General features: G+C 52.4%; 18 protein-coding genes. 12 read left to right on the forward strand and 6 right to left on the reverse strand.

Annotation, left to right across the window (positions count from 1 at the left end):
- Positions 1-9: 9 nt before the first annotated feature.
- Positions 10-1,050, reverse strand: coding sequence for an oxidoreductase (locus N0B36_RS15660; protein WP_016153010.1), 1,041 nt, complete (start codon positions 1,048-1,050; stop codon positions 10-12).
- A 241-nt stretch (positions 1,051-1,291) separates the two neighbouring features.
- Between N0B36_RS15660 and blr the strand changes: the two genes are divergently transcribed.
- From blr to gstA, 12 genes are all read left to right on the forward strand, one after another.
- Positions 1,292-1,417: a division septum protein Blr gene (blr, locus tag N0B36_RS15665; RefSeq protein ID WP_019076739.1), complete on the forward strand. Its 126-nt coding sequence runs from the start codon at positions 1,292-1,294 to the stop codon at positions 1,415-1,417.
- 293 nt (positions 1,418-1,710) lie between these two features.
- Positions 1,711-1,926 carry a transcription modulator YdgT gene (ydgT, locus tag N0B36_RS15670; RefSeq protein WP_003832804.1) on the forward strand — a complete coding sequence of 72 codons (216 nt, stop codon included), beginning with the start codon at positions 1,711-1,713 and terminating at the stop codon, positions 1,924-1,926.
- A gap of 91 nt (positions 1,927-2,017) precedes the next feature.
- Complete coding sequence (locus N0B36_RS15675) at positions 2,018-2,458, forward strand: DUF2569 domain-containing protein (RefSeq protein WP_016153009.1); 441 nt, start codon at positions 2,018-2,020, stop codon at positions 2,456-2,458.
- 76 nt (positions 2,459-2,534) lie between these two features.
- Positions 2,535-3,116, forward strand: coding sequence for an electron transport complex subunit RsxA (gene rsxA, locus N0B36_RS15680; protein WP_003029144.1), 582 nt, complete (start codon positions 2,535-2,537; stop codon positions 3,114-3,116).
- Positions 3,116-3,694: an electron transport complex subunit RsxB gene (gene rsxB / locus N0B36_RS15685; protein ID WP_259688615.1), complete on the forward strand. Its 579-nt coding sequence runs from the start codon at positions 3,116-3,118 to the stop codon at positions 3,692-3,694. The genes rsxA and rsxB overlap by 1 nt, the downstream gene beginning before the upstream one ends.
- Positions 3,687-5,804, forward strand: a complete 2,118-nt coding sequence (rsxC, locus tag N0B36_RS15690) for an electron transport complex subunit RsxC (RefSeq protein WP_141875159.1) — start codon at positions 3,687-3,689, stop codon at positions 5,802-5,804. The genes rsxB and rsxC overlap by 8 nt, the downstream gene beginning before the upstream one ends.
- Positions 5,805-6,857 carry an electron transport complex subunit RsxD gene (rsxD, locus tag N0B36_RS15695; RefSeq protein WP_137397051.1) on the forward strand — a complete coding sequence of 351 codons (1,053 nt, stop codon included), beginning with the start codon at positions 5,805-5,807 and terminating at the stop codon, positions 6,855-6,857.
- A gap of 9 nt (positions 6,858-6,866) precedes the next feature.
- Positions 6,867-7,487 carry an electron transport complex subunit RsxG gene (gene rsxG, locus N0B36_RS15700; protein WP_016153006.1) on the forward strand — a complete coding sequence of 207 codons (621 nt, stop codon included), beginning with the start codon at positions 6,867-6,869 and terminating at the stop codon, positions 7,485-7,487.
- 3 nt (positions 7,488-7,490) lie between these two features.
- Positions 7,491-8,183 (forward strand): electron transport complex subunit E, encoded by a 693-nt coding sequence (locus N0B36_RS15705; RefSeq protein ID WP_016153005.1) that lies wholly within the window; start codon positions 7,491-7,493, stop codon positions 8,181-8,183.
- Entirely contained in the window at positions 8,183-8,818 is a 636-nt protein-coding gene (nth, locus tag N0B36_RS15710) for an endonuclease III (protein ID WP_016153004.1), read from the forward strand. The genes N0B36_RS15705 and nth overlap by 1 nt, the downstream gene beginning before the upstream one ends.
- A gap of 613 nt (positions 8,819-9,431) precedes the next feature.
- Entirely contained in the window at positions 9,432-10,937 is a 1,506-nt protein-coding gene (dtpA, locus tag N0B36_RS15715) for a dipeptide/tripeptide permease DtpA (RefSeq protein WP_016153003.1), read from the forward strand.
- A gap of 104 nt (positions 10,938-11,041) precedes the next feature.
- A complete protein-coding gene (gene gstA / locus N0B36_RS15720; protein ID WP_016153002.1) occupies positions 11,042-11,647 on the forward strand; it encodes a glutathione transferase GstA in 606 nt (201 codons plus the stop codon).
- An 83-nt stretch (positions 11,648-11,730) separates the two neighbouring features.
- On the opposite strand, the gene pdxY is transcribed toward gstA, so the two are convergent.
- The 5 genes from pdxY to anmK form a co-directional block, all read right to left on the reverse strand.
- Positions 11,731-12,591, reverse strand: a complete 861-nt coding sequence (pdxY, locus tag N0B36_RS15725; protein ID WP_019076734.1) for a pyridoxal kinase PdxY — start codon at positions 12,589-12,591, stop codon at positions 11,731-11,733.
- Between the two features lie 64 nt (positions 12,592-12,655).
- Positions 12,656-13,930, reverse strand: a complete 1,275-nt coding sequence (gene tyrS / locus N0B36_RS15730) for a tyrosine--tRNA ligase (RefSeq protein ID WP_003836431.1) — start codon at positions 13,928-13,930, stop codon at positions 12,656-12,658.
- Positions 13,931-14,056: 126 nt separating this feature from the next.
- Complete coding sequence (pdxH, locus tag N0B36_RS15735; protein ID WP_200046678.1) at positions 14,057-14,713, reverse strand: pyridoxamine 5'-phosphate oxidase; 657 nt, start codon at positions 14,711-14,713, stop codon at positions 14,057-14,059.
- Positions 14,714-14,771: 58 nt separating this feature from the next.
- Positions 14,772-15,101 carry a C-type lysozyme inhibitor gene (mliC, locus tag N0B36_RS15740; RefSeq protein WP_085951051.1) on the reverse strand — a complete coding sequence of 110 codons (330 nt, stop codon included), beginning with the start codon at positions 15,099-15,101 and terminating at the stop codon, positions 14,772-14,774.
- A gap of 87 nt (positions 15,102-15,188) precedes the next feature.
- Complete coding sequence (gene anmK / locus N0B36_RS15745) at positions 15,189-16,310, reverse strand: anhydro-N-acetylmuramic acid kinase (protein ID WP_259688616.1); 1,122 nt, start codon at positions 16,308-16,310, stop codon at positions 15,189-15,191.
- Positions 16,311-16,322: the final 12 nt, after the last annotated feature.

The following is a 16,322-nucleotide window of genomic DNA, read 5'->3' on the forward strand; positions in this document are numbered from 1 at the left end:
TTTGCCTAATCAGGCAAGGCACAGCGTCGAGCGATGTTTCGCCGATTCAAGACCCAGCTCAATCAGCTCCATGATTTGAATAGCTTGTCTCGCCGGTACCGGGTTTTCACCGTGACCATTTAGCGCATCACGAATGCCAGCATAGTACGCCGGGTAATTACCCGGTACAGTCAGCCAGGTCTCTTCAACCTGCTCTTCGCCTTCTATTCGCGTCAACACGCCATCGCGCATGTCGTAACCCCAGTCTTCCTGAGGCAGTCGCTCGCCATTTTTCAGGCGCTCTTCCTGCGGGTCAAGACCATACTTCACATAGCTGCCACGCGATCCGTGCACGATATAACGGGCCGACTCAGCGGCAGCGAGCATGGTGCCGTGCAGAATCACACGACGCTGCGGGTAAGTCAGGATGGCATGGAAGTAATCCGTCGCTTGCGCACCTGGGCGAAGCTGAGCCAGGTCTACCGTCATGCTGACGGGCAAACCAAACAGGTTAATCGCCTGATCCAGAAGATGCGGTGCTAAATCATACCAGATGCCGCTGCCCGGCCCCCCCTGTTCACGCCAGCGGTCACGAACCTGGGGGCGGAATCGATCGAAATGGGATTCGAAATACGCCACCTCCCCCAAAACGCCATCCGCCAGCAGGGCTTTCAACGTCAGAAAATCACTGTCCCAACGGCGGTTATGGAAAACGGACAGCACGCGACCAAGGCTACGTGCCAACGCATCGAGTTCGCGTGCTTGTGACAGTGTCACGGTAAAAGGCTTATCAACAACCACATGTTTGCCAGCTTCCAGCGCAGCCTTCGCTAACGGGAAGTGAGTGTCATTAGGCGTGGGGATCACAATCAGGTCGATATTAGGATCGTTAAAAAGGTGTTTAGGCTCAGCAACAACCGCCACCGTTGGCCAGTCTGCCTTCACTTTTGCTTCATCACTACTGGAAACCGCAGCCAGTTCGAGGCCCGGTGTGCCCACAATCAGGGGGGCATGGAAGGTTTTACTGGCGTAACCATAGCCAATTAGCCCAACGCGGATGTTGTCACTCATGTTATAGCCTCTCAATTCAGGACCGACCTATTTCACACCATACCCTGCAACGTCTCAATAGTTTAATAACCATTGCGCTACAAAGGTTGTTTATTAACTTAAGTCAAACATATGCCACTTATGCTTAACTTGCAGCGAAAAAGAGGGAGAAATCGTTCCCAATTATCTTGCTGTATTATTGAGAGATTAGTAACATTTGCAGCCTGTGTTTATGGATAAATCAAAGCAAATGTCATCAGTAATGAATCGTCTTATTGAATTAGCAGGTTGGATTGTTCTCACCGTCTCTGTGATCCTGCTGGGTGTTGCCAATCATATTGACAATTACCAGCCACCGGAGCCCGTTGCTGCTGTGCAGAAGAAATAAGCATCTGCAGTCCCTTATAACCCGGCAATTAACATCGAGTAACGGCAGGGTTTGGCTGCAAAAGATCGAATTTTGTCAAAAAAAGGGAATAATGCCGCATCCCACTCCGGTGCATATTGCCTGCTGTAGCGAAGCGCGTTACCCTTACCGCAGGTGCGCATAGCGCCTGCTTTTCCACAGGTATGAACACTCTTCTCACTTTTGCGCGTCAATCCGCTTTTACCTGTGCAGGTTGTTTATTATTTATATTTACTACTCCGTTGGTATTATTTTATTAATATGGATTTCCATTTATGACTGTTCAGGATTACTTATTAAAATTCCGCAAAATCAGTTCACTCGAAAGTCTGGAAAAACTGTTCGACCATCTTAACTACACGCTCACCGACGATAGCGACATTATCAATATGTATCGGGCTGCAGACCATCGCCGTGCGGAGCTTATCTCAGGAGGTCGTCTGTTTGATGTTGGTCAGGTACCCAAATCAGTCTGGCATTACGTGCAATAAAGAAGAAAGTAGCGCTCAACGTTAAAAGCTTTATAATAATTGCCCCAAAATGAATGGCATGTTTGATTGCGCGCGTAAACCTGGAGAAGAGATGACTACCACACCGGCACAACGTATCGGGGGCTGGCTACTTGGGCCACTGGCCTGGCTGTTAGTCGCATTGTTGAGCGCTTCGCTGGCGTTATTACTTTATGTCACTGCGCTGGCTACACCGCAAACCTTCCAAACGCTGGGTGCGCAAAGTACGGCAAATTTGCTGTTATGGGGCGTCTCTTTTATTACCGCGATTGCCATGTGGTATTACACGCTGTGGCTGACGATTGCGTTTTTCAAACGCAGAGCCTGTGTGCCTAAGCATTATATTCTATGGCTGCTGATCTCCGTGTTACTGGCGATTAAAGCGTTTGCGTTTTCACCGGTTCCTGACGCCTTTGCCGTGCGCCAACTGCTGTTCCCATTGCTGGCTGCAGCACTGTTGGTGCCCTATTTCAAACGCTCGCAACGCGTTAAATCGACGTTTGTGAATCCGTAATAACCCTACAGTTAACCTGTTGTCGCCTGTTGTAGATTGTCAGATAATAGGCGGCTTTTTTATTTCAGGCCGAAAAATGACTGATTACCTGCTGCTGTTTGTCGGAACTGTACTGGTCAATAACTTTGTACTGGTCAAGTTTCTGGGGCTCTGCCCGTTTATGGGCGTTTCCAAAAAACTGGAAACCGCAATGGGTATGGGCCTTGCCACGACGTTTGTCATGACACTGGCATCCATCTGCGCATGGCTGATTGACACCTGGATCCTCATTCCACTCAATCTCATCTATCTGCGTACGCTGGCTTTTATTCTGGTCATCGCCGTCGTCGTGCAATTTACCGAGATGGTTGTACGCAAAACCAGCCCTGCACTTTACCGCCTGCTGGGGATCTTCCTACCGTTGATCACCACTAACTGCGCGGTATTAGGCGTGGCGTTACTGAACATCAACCTCGGTCATAACTTTTTACAGTCGGCGCTATACGGTTTTTCCGCCGCCGTCGGCTTCTCACTGGTGATGGTACTGTTCGCCGCGATCCGCGAACGCCTCGCCGTGGCGGACGTGCCTGCTCCGTTTCGCGGTAATGCGATTGCGCTGATTACCGCTGGTTTAATGTCATTGGCCTTTATGGGCTTTAGTGGTTTGGTGAAGTTGTAATGAATGCTATCTGGATTGCCGTTGCCGCAGTGAGTCTACTGGGTCTGGCGTTCGGCGCTATTTTGGGTTACGCCTCACGACGTTTTGCCGTCGAAGATGATCCTGTCGTGGAGAAAATTGATGAAATTCTCCCGCAAAGCCAGTGTGGACAATGCGGCTATCCGGGCTGTCATCCTTACGCTGAAGCGATCGGATCTCAGGGCGAAAAAATCAACCGTTGCGCACCCGGTGGCGAAGCGGTGATGTTAAAAATTGCCGCCCTGCTGAACGTCGACCCGCAGCCGATTGATGGTGATGAACACGATGTTACCCCCGTGCGTATGCTGGCGGTCATTGATGAAAATAACTGTATCGGTTGTACAAAGTGCATTCAGGCCTGCCCGGTTGATGCGATCGTGGGCGCGACCCGCGCCATGCACACGGTGATGAGCGATCTCTGCACCGGGTGCAACCTGTGCGTTGATCCGTGCCCGACGCAATGTATCGAATTACGCCCGGTGGCCGAGACACCTGATAGCTGGAAATGGGATTTAAACAACATCCCTGTGCGCATCATTCCCGTGGAACAACATGTTTAAGTTATTCTCTGCATTCAGAAAAAACAAAATCTGGGACTTTGATGGCGGCATTCATCCACCAGAAATGAAGACCCAGTCGAACGGTACGCCGCTGCGACAGGTTCCGCTGGCGCCACGCTTTGTTATTCCGCTGAAACAACATATTGGCGCGGAGGGTGAGCTGTGCGTAAACGTAGGCGATACCGTGCTGCGTGGTCAGGCGTTAACCCTTGGGCGTGGTAAAATGCTTCCGGTACATGCGCCAACGTCAGGCACCGTTGTTGCTATTGCGCCGCATTCTACTGCACATCCATCGGCATTAGCTGAGCTGAGCGTTATTATTGACGCCGATGGCGAAGATCGCTGGATTGAGCGAGACGGCTGGGCCGATTACCGTTCCCGCAGCCGGGAAGAGCTGATCGCACGTATTCACCAGTTCGGCGTCGCCGGACTGGGTGGCGCGGGTTTTCCCACCGGCGTTAAGCTGCAGGGCGGCGGAGATAAAATTGAAACGCTGATCATTAACGCTGCTGAATGCGAGCCGTACATTACGGCTGATGACCGCCTGATGCAGGACTGCGCGGCGCAGGTCGTCGAAGGTATCCGCATCCTGGCGCATATTCTTCAGCCACGCGAAATTCTACTGGGCATTGAAGATAACAAGCCACAGGCAATTTCCATGCTGCGCGCGGTGCTGGCTGATTCACACGATATCAGCTTACGCGTGATCCCCACCAAGTACCCGTCAGGCGGGGCCAAACAGTTAACGCAAATCCTGACCGGCAAGCAGGTTCCCCACGGGGGACGCTCCTCAGATATCGGCGTGCTGATGCAAAACGTTGGAACCGCCTACGCGATTAAACGTGCGGTGATTGACGGAGAACCGATTACCGAACGTGTCGTGACGCTGACCGGCGAAGCCGTCAGCCGTCCGGGCAACGTCTGGGCGCGTTTAGGCACGCCGGTTCGTCATCTGCTCAACGACGCGGGCTTCTGCCCTTCCGCCGACCAGATGGTGATTATGGGCGGGCCGCTGATGGGCTTTACGCTGCCGTGGCTGGATGTACCGGTGGTGAAGATAACCAACTGTCTTCTGGCGCCCTCTGCCAGTGAAATGGGAGAAACGCCGGAAGAGAAAGGCTGCATTCGCTGTAGCGCATGCGCCGATGCCTGTCCGGCCGATCTCCTGCCGCAACAGCTTTATTGGTTCAGTAAAGGGCAGCAGCACGACAAAGCAACGGCGCACAATATCGCGGACTGCATTGAATGCGGTGCCTGCGCCTGGGTATGCCCAAGCAATATTCCACTGGTGCAGTATTTCCGTCAGGAAAAAGCCGAAATTTATGCCATTAGTCAGGAAGAAAAACGTGCCGCTGAAGCGAAAGCGCGATTTGAAGCCCGACAGGCGAGACTAGAACGTGAAAAAGCAGCTCGTCTTGAACGTCACAAAAGCGCTGCCGTTCAGCCTGCGGCTAAAGATCATGATGCCATTGCCGCCGCGCTGGCTCGCGTAAAAGAAAAGCAGGCTCAGGCAATGCAGCCGGTAGTCATTCAGGCTGGCGAAAAACCTGACAATAGTGCCGTGATTGCCGCACGCGAGGCGCGTAAGGCGCAAGCTCGCGCAACCCGGATGGAAAACCCTCCCCAAACAGGAGGCAGCAGTACAGAGGTCGATCCGCGTAAAGCCGCCGTGGAAGCGGCAATCGCTCGTGCCAAAGCCCGCAAGCTTGAGCAGGAAGCCGTAACGGAAACGGCCGAACCGGTCGATCCGCGTAAAGCCGCCGTGGAAGCGGCTATCGCCCGCGCCAAAGCTCGCAAGCTCGAGCAGCAGACGGTTACGGAAACGGTCGAACCGGTGGATCCGCGTAAAGCCGCCGTGGAAGCGGCTATCGCCCGCGCCAAAGCCCGCAAGCTCGAACAGCAGGCGGTTACGGAAACGGTCGAACCGGTGGATCCGCGTAAAGCCGCCGTGGAAGCGGCTATTGCCCGCGCCAAAGCCCGCAAGCTCGAGCAGCAGACGGTTACGGAAACAGTCGAACCGGTGGATCCGCGTAAAGCCGCCGTCGCGGCCGCTATTGCACGCGCTCAGGCAAAGAAAGCCGCCCAGCAGCAGGTTGTAAACGAGGAATAAATGGTATTCAGAATAGCAAGCTCCCCTTATACCCATAACCAGCGCCAGACATCGCGTATCATGATGCTGGTGTTACTGGCTGCATTGCCGGGGATCGCCGCTCAGCTGTGGTTCTTTGGCTGGGGTACGTTGTTCCAGATAGTTCTGGCCGCCATCAGCGCTATCGCCGCCGAAGCGGGCGTGCTTAAACTGCGCAAACAACCCATTGTCGCGATTTTACAAGACAACTCCGCATTGCTCACCGGGTTACTGCTGGCCGTGAGTATTCCCCCGCTCGCCCCCTGGTGGATGGTAGTTTTAGGCACGGTATTCGCCGTTATCATTGCTAAACAGCTGTATGGCGGCCTCGGTCAGAACCCGTTTAACCCCGCCATGATTGGTTACGTGGTGCTGCTGATTTCATTCCCGGTACAGATGACAAGCTGGCTGCCGCCGCATGAAATTGCGGCGACTGTGCCTGGTTTTTTTGACGCCCTGAACGTTATCTTTAGCGGACATACCGCCAGTGGCGGGGATATGAACACGCTGCGTATGGGTATTGATGGTATCAGTCAGGCAACACCTCTCGATACCTTTAAGACTTCGCTGCATGCGGGACGTACTGTTGAGCAGGTGATGCAATACCCAATCTACAGCGGCATGCTTGCAGGCGCTGGCTGGCAGTGGGTTAACCTTGCCTGGCTGGTGGGCGGCGTCGTGTTGCTATGGCAGAAAGCGATTCGCTGGCATATCCCGGTTAGCTTCCTGCTGTCGCTCGCCGTTTGTGCCACTTTAGGCTGGATTTTCTCGCCAGATTCGCTGGCATCGCCCCAGTTGCACCTACTTTCCGGCGCGACCATGCTGGGAGCATTCTTTATTCTTACCGATCCCGTTACAGCATCAACTACCAACCGTGGTCGCCTGATTTTTGGCGCACTTGCGGGCCTGTTAGTGTGGTTGATTCGCAGTTTTGGCGGTTATCCTGATGGCGTGGCTTTTGCCGTATTGCTGGCAAATATCACGGTTCCCCTGATTGATTATTACACCCGCCCTCGCGTGTACGGACATCGCTAAGGACTCCCTATGCTGAAAACGATTCGTAAACACGGTATTACTCTGGCACTGTTTGCAGCGGGCTCGACGGGGTTAACCGCGGCAATCAATCAATTAACCAAGTCCACCATTGATGAACAAGCCGCGCTGCAGCAAAAAACGCTGTTCGATCAGGTTCTGCCAGGCGATCGCTACAATAATAACTTGTCCGAAAGTTGTTATCTGGTCGATGCGCAAGCGTTGGGCAAAGGCACTCACCGAGTGTATATTGCCCGCCAGGACGATCGTCCCGTTGCAGCAATTCTTGAAGCTACGGCGCCAGATGGTTATTCCGGGGCTATTCAACTGCTGGTTGGTGTCGATTTTTCGGGTACCGTGTTGGGTACGCGGGTGACCGAACATCATGAAACGCCAGGGCTGGGCGATAAAATCGAACTGCGACTGTCCGACTGGATCACCCACTTTAGCGGCAAAACGATCGCTGCGGGTAACGACGCTCACTGGGCGGTGAAAAAAGACGGCGGCGACTTTGACCAGTTTACTGGCGCAACCATTACGCCGCGTGCGGTAGTTAATGCAGTAAAACGCGCCGGTTTGTATGCGCAGACGCTGCCCGCGCAACTTCCTCAACTTAGCGCCTGTGGAGAATAAACCATGAGCGAAATTAAAGACGTTATTGTCCAAGGGTTATGGAAAAATAACTCCGCGCTTGTGCAGTTACTCGGGATGTGTCCGCTGTTGGCCGTCACCTCGACCGCCACTAACGCGCTGGGCCTGGGACTCGCGACTACGCTCGTCCTGACGCTGACGAACCTGACGATTTCCGCCCTTCGTCGCTGGACACCGCCTGAAATACGTATTCCGATTTATGTCATGATCATCGCCTCCGTGGTGAGCGCGGTGCAAATGTTGATCAATGCCTACGCTTTTGGCCTGTATCAGTCTCTGGGCATCTTTATCCCGCTGATTGTGACCAACTGTATTGTTGTTGGCCGCGCTGAAGCCTTCGCAGCCAAAAAAGGCCCTGCGCTATCCGCACTCGATGGTTTTTCCATCGGCATGGGCGCAACTGGCGCCATGTTTGTTCTGGGCTCGCTACGTGAAATAATTGGTAACGGTACACTCTTTGATGGCGCAGACGGTTTGTTGGGTAGCTGGGCCAAAGTATTGCGCGTTGAGATCTTTCATACCGATACGCCGTTTCTGCTGGCCATGCTGCCACCAGGCGCGTTTATTGGCCTGGGTCTGATGCTGGCAGTTAAGTATCTGATTGATGAGAAAATGAAGAAACGTCGTGCCGAGGCGGCTGTCACGGACAGTCCGGCTGGTGAAACAGGGAATGTGTAATGAACAAAGCAAAACGGCTGGAAATACTGACGCGCCTGCGTGAGAACAATCCGCATCCAACAACCGAGCTAAATTTTACATCGCCGTTCGAACTGCTGATTTCAGTCTTGCTCTCCGCGCAGGCCACCGATGTCAGCGTCAATAAAGCGACGGCTAAGCTCTACCCCATCGCCAATACGCCAGCCGCGATGCTGGAGCTTGGCGTTGAAGGGGTTAAGTCCTACATCAAGACAATCGGTTTGTTTAACAGCAAAGCGGAGAACGTGATTAAAACCTGCCGCATTCTGCTGGAGCAACATAATGGTGAAGTGCCTGAAGACCGGGCCGCATTAGAAGCCCTGCCCGGGGTTGGGCGAAAGACGGCTAATGTGGTGTTAAATACCGCCTTTGGCTGGCCCACTATTGCCGTAGATACCCATATTTTTCGCGTTTGTAATCGTACCCAGTTCGCCCCGGGTAAAAACGTTGAGCAGGTTGAAGAGAAGCTGCTGAAAGTCGTACCCAGTGAATTTAAAGTCGATTGCCATCACTGGTTAATTCTTCATGGCCGCTACACCTGTATAGCCAGAAAGCCGCGCTGCGGTTCCTGCATTATCGAAGATCTTTGCGAATTCAAAGAGAAAGTCGATATCTGATGCTGCCGGGGCATACTGCTTGCCCCTCGCTAACATAACGATTAGTTATGCACTCCCCTGGGTTTATTTTCCCGACAATGATGCCGTTCAACCGCGCATATCTAATGCAATATTCTTGTTAATTAACACCTGAGCAGGTTAATCGTTTTTTTAGTAAAAGAAATTTCTATCTATACGTGATCCAGATCATCCAGATAACACAATGTTAAAAAATATTTATTTTTTAGTTAAAGTGACAATCAGATGACCTAACTGAACAGTTTCTAAACAAAACATTACACTGGCTATTTTTCAGATAATGGCCTATATCACTGGATTCAAGCGCAAATAGCAGAACATATCGCCACATTGCGGTTTTTACCCTGATTAAACAGTGTAAAAATCTGCCATTTTTCAAATGAAGAAATTTAACGCTAGATAACATTTCACAGTCCCGACGATTTCACCAGTCATGATATATGTAACAGATTATTACAAACCACTTGTCTGAATGGTCAAGATAGTGAACATTACTTGCCGTTTCCCCTCCCACTATAACAATCGGACGGATGAACTTGACTCATCACGTGCCTGAACACCCCCGTTGATATGGGATGTAAAAAAAGAGGTAAAAGTGTCTACTGCAAACAATAAACCAACAGAAAGCGTGAGTTTAAACGCCTTCAAACAACCAAAAGCGTTCTATCTCATTTTCTCTATTGAGCTGTGGGAGCGTTTTGGTTATTACGGCCTGCAAGGAATTATGGCCGTCTACCTGGTTAAACAACTGGGTATGTCAGAAGCGGATTCCATCACCCTTTTCTCGTCCTTTAGCGCCCTGGTGTACGGTCTGGTTGCTATTGGCGGCTGGTTAGGTGATAAAGTTCTGGGTACAAAACGTGTCATTATGCTGGGTGCCGTTGTCCTGGCCATCGGTTATGCGTTGGTAGCATGGTCTGGTCACGATGCGGGTATCGTTTATATGGGCATGGCGGCCATCGCGGTCGGTAATGGCCTGTTTAAAGCAAACCCATCATCCCTGCTCTCTACCTGCTATGCCAAAGATGACCCGCGTCTTGATGGTGCATTTACCATGTACTACATGTCCGTCAACATCGGTTCATTCTTCTCTATGCTGGCAACACCGTGGTTGGCTGCGCATTACGGCTGGAGCACCGCGTTCGCTCTGAGCGTCGTGGGTATGCTGATTACCGTTGTTAACTTCGCATTCTGTCAGCGCTGGGTTAAACAGTACGGTTCTAAACCTGACTTTGAGCCGATCAACTTCCGTAACCTGTTGCTGACTATTGTTGGCGTCGTGGTACTGATCGCGATTGCAACCTGGTTGCTGCACAACCAGCAGATCGCTCGTATGGTTCTGGGCGTCATTGCTCTGGGTATCGTGTTTATCTTCGGTAAAGAAGCATTCACCATGCACGGTGCTGCGCGTCGTAAAATGATCGTCGCCTTCATTCTGATGCTGGAAGCGATTATCTTCTTCGTGCTGTACAGCCAGATGCCGACCTCACTGAACTTCTTCGCGATTCGTAACGTTGAGCACTCTATTCTTGGCATTGCTTTCGAACCTGAGCAGTACCAGGCACTGAACCCGTTCTGGATCATCATTGGTAGCCCAATCCTCGCCGCTATCTATAACAAGATGGGTGATACCCTGCCGATGCCAACCAAGTTTGCGATTGGTATGGTGCTGTGTTCCGGTGCGTTCCTGATCCTACCGCTGGGTGCTAAATTCGCTACCGATGCGGGCATCGTTTCCGTTAACTGGCTGATCATCTGCTACGGTCTGCAAAGTATCGGTGAACTGATGATCTCCGGTCTGGGTCTGGCAATGGTGGCTCAGTTGGTTCCGCAACGCTTGATGGGCTTCATCATGGGTAGCTGGTTCCTGACCACTGCCGGTGCAAACATCATCGGTGGTTACGTAGCCAACATGATGGCTGTACCAGAGAACGTCACTGACCCGCTGATGTCCCTTGAAGTCTACGGTCGTGTGTTCCTGCAGATTGGTGTTGCTACGGCTGTTATCGCTGTTCTGATGCTGTTGACGGCACCGAAACTGAATCGTATGACTCAGGACGATGACGTCAATGAGAAAGCCTCTAAGGCCGCAACAGCGTAATTCTCAGGGAAACTCTTTTTCAGGCCGCTAACTGGTGTTAGCGGCTTTTTTTTTGCCTGAGCTAGCACTACCATACGATATACCTCAGCCAAAAGGAGTTACCGATGAAACTGTTCTACAAACCGGGCGCTTGTTCTCTTGCTTCCCACATCACACTTCGTGAGAGCGGTAAAGATTTCACGCTGGATGGTGTTGATCTGATGAAGAAGCGTCTGGAAAACGGCGATGATTTTTTCGCGGTAAACCCAAAAGGGCAAGTTCCCGCGCTGCTGCTGGATGACGGTACGCTACTGACCGAAGGCGTCGCCATCATGCAATACCTGGCGGACACCGTTCCAGACCGTCAACTCCTTGCCCCGACCAGCAGCCTCTCCCGTTACAAAACCATTGAATGGCTTAACTACATTGCGACAGAACTGCATAAAGGCTTTACCCCACTGTTCCGTCCCGATACGCCGGAAGACTTCAAGCCAACCGTTCGCGCGCTGCTGGAGAAAAAAATGCAGTATGTGAACGACGCGCTGCAAGATAACCAATGGATCTGCGGTTCGCGCTTCAGCATTGCGGACGCCTATCTGTTCACCGTGCTGCGTTGGGCCTATGCGGTTAAGCTGAATATGGCAGGATTAAGCAATATCGATGCGTATATGGCGCGTATGGCTGAACGTCCGGCGGTTGCCGCGGCGTTGAAAGCAGAAGGGTTAAATTAATTGTTGTTGCCGGGTAGCGCTTGCGCTTACCCGGCCTACAGCCAAACGCAGGCCCGATAAGCGTGAGCGCCATCGGGCATTGCTTACAGCTGCGTCGCGCTGAAGTAGTGTTCAGGCTTCGCGATACAATCCTGCGCAGCCACAACCTGCAGCTCATACTCGTGCATTTTTTTGGTAGCAATCATCACTTCGTACACCGCCGCCGTCACGTGCTCCAACGCCTGCTGTAAAGACGCGCCCTGCAGCAGTTTAACCAACAATAAGCCGCTGGTGACATCACCCACGCCAACCGGTTGACGAGCGCCAAAATCGACTAACGGTCGGCTGATATGCCATGCCTGTTCAGCAGTAACTAACAGCATCTCGAAACGATCTGCGCTGATACCCGCGCGAGCCAGATGCTTCACCAGCACAATTTCTGGTCCCTGAGCTATGAGCTCACGCGCTGCCGCCACGGCCTCATTGACATTATTCACCGCATGCTCGCACAGAATTTCGAGCTCAACCAAATTCGGGGCGATAATATCGCTGGCCGGAAGCGCATGGCGTACATGAAACTCCGCTACGCCCGGCGCGACGATACACCCTTTTTCCGGATGGCCCATCACCGGGTCACAAAAATATTTCGCCTGCGGATTGGCCGCTTTTACTTTGCGTACAATACCCAGAATATGCTCGCCCTGTTCAGCCGAGCCAAGATAGCCGCTCAGTACTGCGTCACAAGTCTGGAGTTTATCGATATCGGCAATACCCTGGACAATGTCAGTCAGATGACTCGGCGGCATAACGCAACCGGTCCATTTGCCGTACTGTGTGTGGTTAGAAAACTGAACGGTATTCAGCGGCCAGACATTTGCGCCAAGACGACGCATTGGAAATTCTGCTGCACTGTTGCCCGCATGACCAAAAACAACGTGGGACTGGATGGCGAGGATATTCTTCATTTTACTTACCACAACCCTGAAAAAATAAAGGGGCGTAGTTTCCCACGCCCCTGCTAACTAAATCTTACTTCCAGCAAATCAGACAATAGTTCTTCTTGCCACGGCGCAGTAAGGTGTAGCGCCCGAACAGGATATCACTCTCCTGGAAGAAATATTCCGGATCGGATTGCTTCTCACCGTTGATGGTCACCGCATTAGACGCGATAGTCTTACGTGCCTGGCCGCGAGAAGGTTGCAGCTCGGAGTCCACCAGCGCCTGCATCAGATCGGCACCTTTGTCCATCTCGATCATCGGCACGCCATCCTGCGCCAGCTGTTCGAAATCCGCTTCGCTCAAGTCGCTCAGATTACCGTTGAACAAGCTTTCGGTAATACGTTTTGCCGCTACCAGCCCTTCTTCGCCGTGAACCAGACGCGTTACTTGCTCAGCCAGAACATACTGGGCGCGCGGCGCTTTACCGCTATTTTTATCTTCTTCTTCCAGCGCATTGATCTCTTCAATGTCCATGAAGGTGAAGAATTTCAGGAAGCGATAAACATCCGCATCGGCGGTGTTGATCCAGAACTGGTAGAATTTGTACGGACTGGTTTTCTTCGGATCCAGCCACACAGCGCCGCCTTCCGTTTTACCGAATTTCGTGCCGTCAGCTTTAGTGATCAACGGAACGGTCAGACCAAACACCTGGTTCTGGTGCAGGCGACGGGTCAAATCGATACCCGAAGTAATGTTGCCCCACTGGTCAGAACCGCCAATCTGCAGCGCAACACCGTGCAGTTTGTTCAGGCAGGCAAAGTCATAACCCTGCAGCAGGTTGTAAGAAAACTCGGTAAAAGAGATCCCCTGATCGTCACGGTTCAGACGCTGCTTCACCGCTTCTTTGTTGATCATCTGGTTAACGGAGAAGTGTTTGCCGATATCACGCAGGAAAGTCAGTACATTCATACTGCCAAACCAGTCATAGTTGTTCGCAGCAATCGCCGAGTTGTCGCCACAGTCGAAATCGAGGAACGGTGCAACCTGTTTGCGGATTTTATCCACCCACTCCTGCACGGTGTCTTCGGTATTCAGTTTACGCTCAGCGGCTTTAAAGCTCGGGTCACCAATCAGACCGGTTGCGCCGCCCACCAGTGCGACAGGTTTATGGCCTGCCTGCTGGAAGCGTTTCAGGCATAACAATGGAACCAGATGCCCCAAATGCAAGCTGTCAGCGGTAGGATCGAAGCCGCAATAGAGCGCGATCGGGCCTTGCGCCAGTCGCTCTGCTAACGCTTCCTCGTCCGTCACCTGGGCCACCAGCCCCCGCTCTTGCAATTGTTTAATCAAGTTACTGCTTGCCATCAAAATCTCCATGTATAAAACGACTGCACCTTAGCCGGTACACGACTTTTCGCCTGATGCGAAAGAAACATAGAATAAAGCGCCGGATTGTTCAGCACCAGCGCTTAAAACAAGAATTTTGCATCTTTAGGGGGCCAGGCGATCAATTTTCCACGCGTTATCTTCGCGTTGGTATAAAAAACGATCGTGCAGACGGTTTTCGCCACCCTGCCAGAACTCCATCTGCTCAATACTCACGCGAAAGCCTCCCCAGAAACTGGGCAGTGGAACGTCCCCTTGATGAAACTTCTGCTTCAGTTCGAGGAATTTGCTTTCCAGAATACCGCGCGCGGAGATCCGACTGGATTGCTTAGAGACCCAGGCGCCAATCTGGCTATCACGTGGGCGACTGTGGAAATATTTCACCACTTCCAGCGTGGACAGGCGCTCAGCCTTGCCGATCACCATCACCTGCCGTTCCAGCGTATGCCAGGGAAACAGGAGGCTGATGCGTGGGTTTTTCTCAATCTGATGTGCCTTACGGCTACCGAGGTTGGTATAGAACACCAGCCCTTTGTCATCATAATGTTTGAGCAACACGATACGCTGATAAGGCTGACCGTTTTCATCGACGGTAGCAACGACCATCGCAGTGGGATCGGCCAGTTTGGCGTCACAGGCTTGCCCCAGCCAGCGCTCGAACAGCGCAAGGGGCTCGGCGGGAAGATCTCGGCGGCGGAGACCGCCTTTCGTGTATTCACGGCGCAAATGCGCGATTTGCTGCAATTCGTCGTTATCAGACATGATGTTGGCTACGGATTGTCAGTGGGTGACGCTATTGTGCGCCGCCCAGGTGAAAATCTCAACGCTTCGGGTTCTGTAACTGACAGTTATTTAGCACAATTCTGTCTCGTTTATAGACCGTTGCCTCGTCGCCTTTAGACCAGAAGACGTAAATACCATCGGTATAGCGAGCACCTGATGCCGACACGCCCTGTTTGAGGTTCAATAGCTGATTATCATAAACAAAACTCGCCATCTGACGGGTATTGTTCAGCTTCACTGTAAGCGGTTTTTCGTCACAGCGGTATTCAAGCGTATCCGTTTGCATACGCTCGACAAATTGGTTGTACACGCTGCACCCGCTAAGCAGTACCGGCAGACACACTAACAACAGTTTTTTCATAGCCATATCCTGAAGACTTTCCTGGTCCTGGAGGGTAATGGCACCCTCCCTAATATCCCTAGTTTATCGACATATGGCGCTGAATAATTTCAGTTAACTCTGAGTTCGTGGGTTAGCAGGATAAATCGCCCCTAAAACGCTCGGTTCTGATGCGCCGGTCACAGAAGGCAGATTTCCCGGTAATCCCGCCAGCGTTCGCCACGCCAGCCAGGCAAAAGCCAGGGCCTCCATATCATCGCCGCTGATCCCAGATTCATCGGTTGAAGTGACCTCTGTCCCTGGCAATAATGCCGCCAGACGCATCATCAGTAGCGGATTACGGCTGCCGCCGCCGCATACCATTAGCCGTTCACAGCCTCCGCTTAGCAAGACCTGCTCGGAAATGGTCACGGCCGTCAGTTCGGCAAGCGTCGCCTGCACATCCCGCGGGCTTATTCCCGGGAACTGCGCCATATGACGTTCTATCCAGCCATAATTGAAATACTCGCGGCCAGTGCTTTTCGGCGCAGGCGCAGAAAAATAAGGATCGTTAAGCATATTTTGCAGTAAAGGCAGGATCACCGTTCCCGATGTGGCCCACTGCGCATCTTTGTCGTAGGGTTGGCCGCATTGCCGCCAGATCCAGGCATCCATCAGCATATTGCCCGGCCCGGTGTCGTAACCGCGAACGGGTTGCTGTGGGATAAGCAGAGACAGATTGGCAATTCCGCCGATGTTTAGCACCATCCGCCGCTCCGTTGGATGAGCCAACAGCGCCTGATGAAAAGCGGGAACCAACGGCGCGCCCTGCCCGCCGAGAGCGATATCGCGGCGACGAAAATCGCCGATCACCGTTATCCCGGTACGCGCGACGATTTGATTGCTGTCGCCAATTTGCAGCGTGTGCGGCGCGATTCCCGTCGGTTCATGCCACACGGTTTGCCCATGACAGCCAATCGCAACGATCTCCTGCGGTTTCAATTTTTCCTGTGCCAACAGTGCATTCACCGCCTCGGCAAACAGATAACCGAGCTGTGCGTCGAGTTGGCCAAACTGCGATAGCGTAAGCTGCTGCCCCTGGCAGATATCCAGGATCGCCTGCTTTATATGGAGAGGAATAGGCCAGGTCAGACTCGCCTGTTGCGCAACCATCGTTTCATCTATTGTCGCCAGCACAACATCGACACCATCAAGGCTGGTTCCAGACATTACACCGATAAAACGGCCCGATTTCATATGTCATCCTTT

Source organism: Citrobacter sp. XY323, from assembly GCF_025106035.1.
GTDB lineage: Bacteria > Pseudomonadota > Gammaproteobacteria > Enterobacterales > Enterobacteriaceae > Citrobacter > Citrobacter braakii.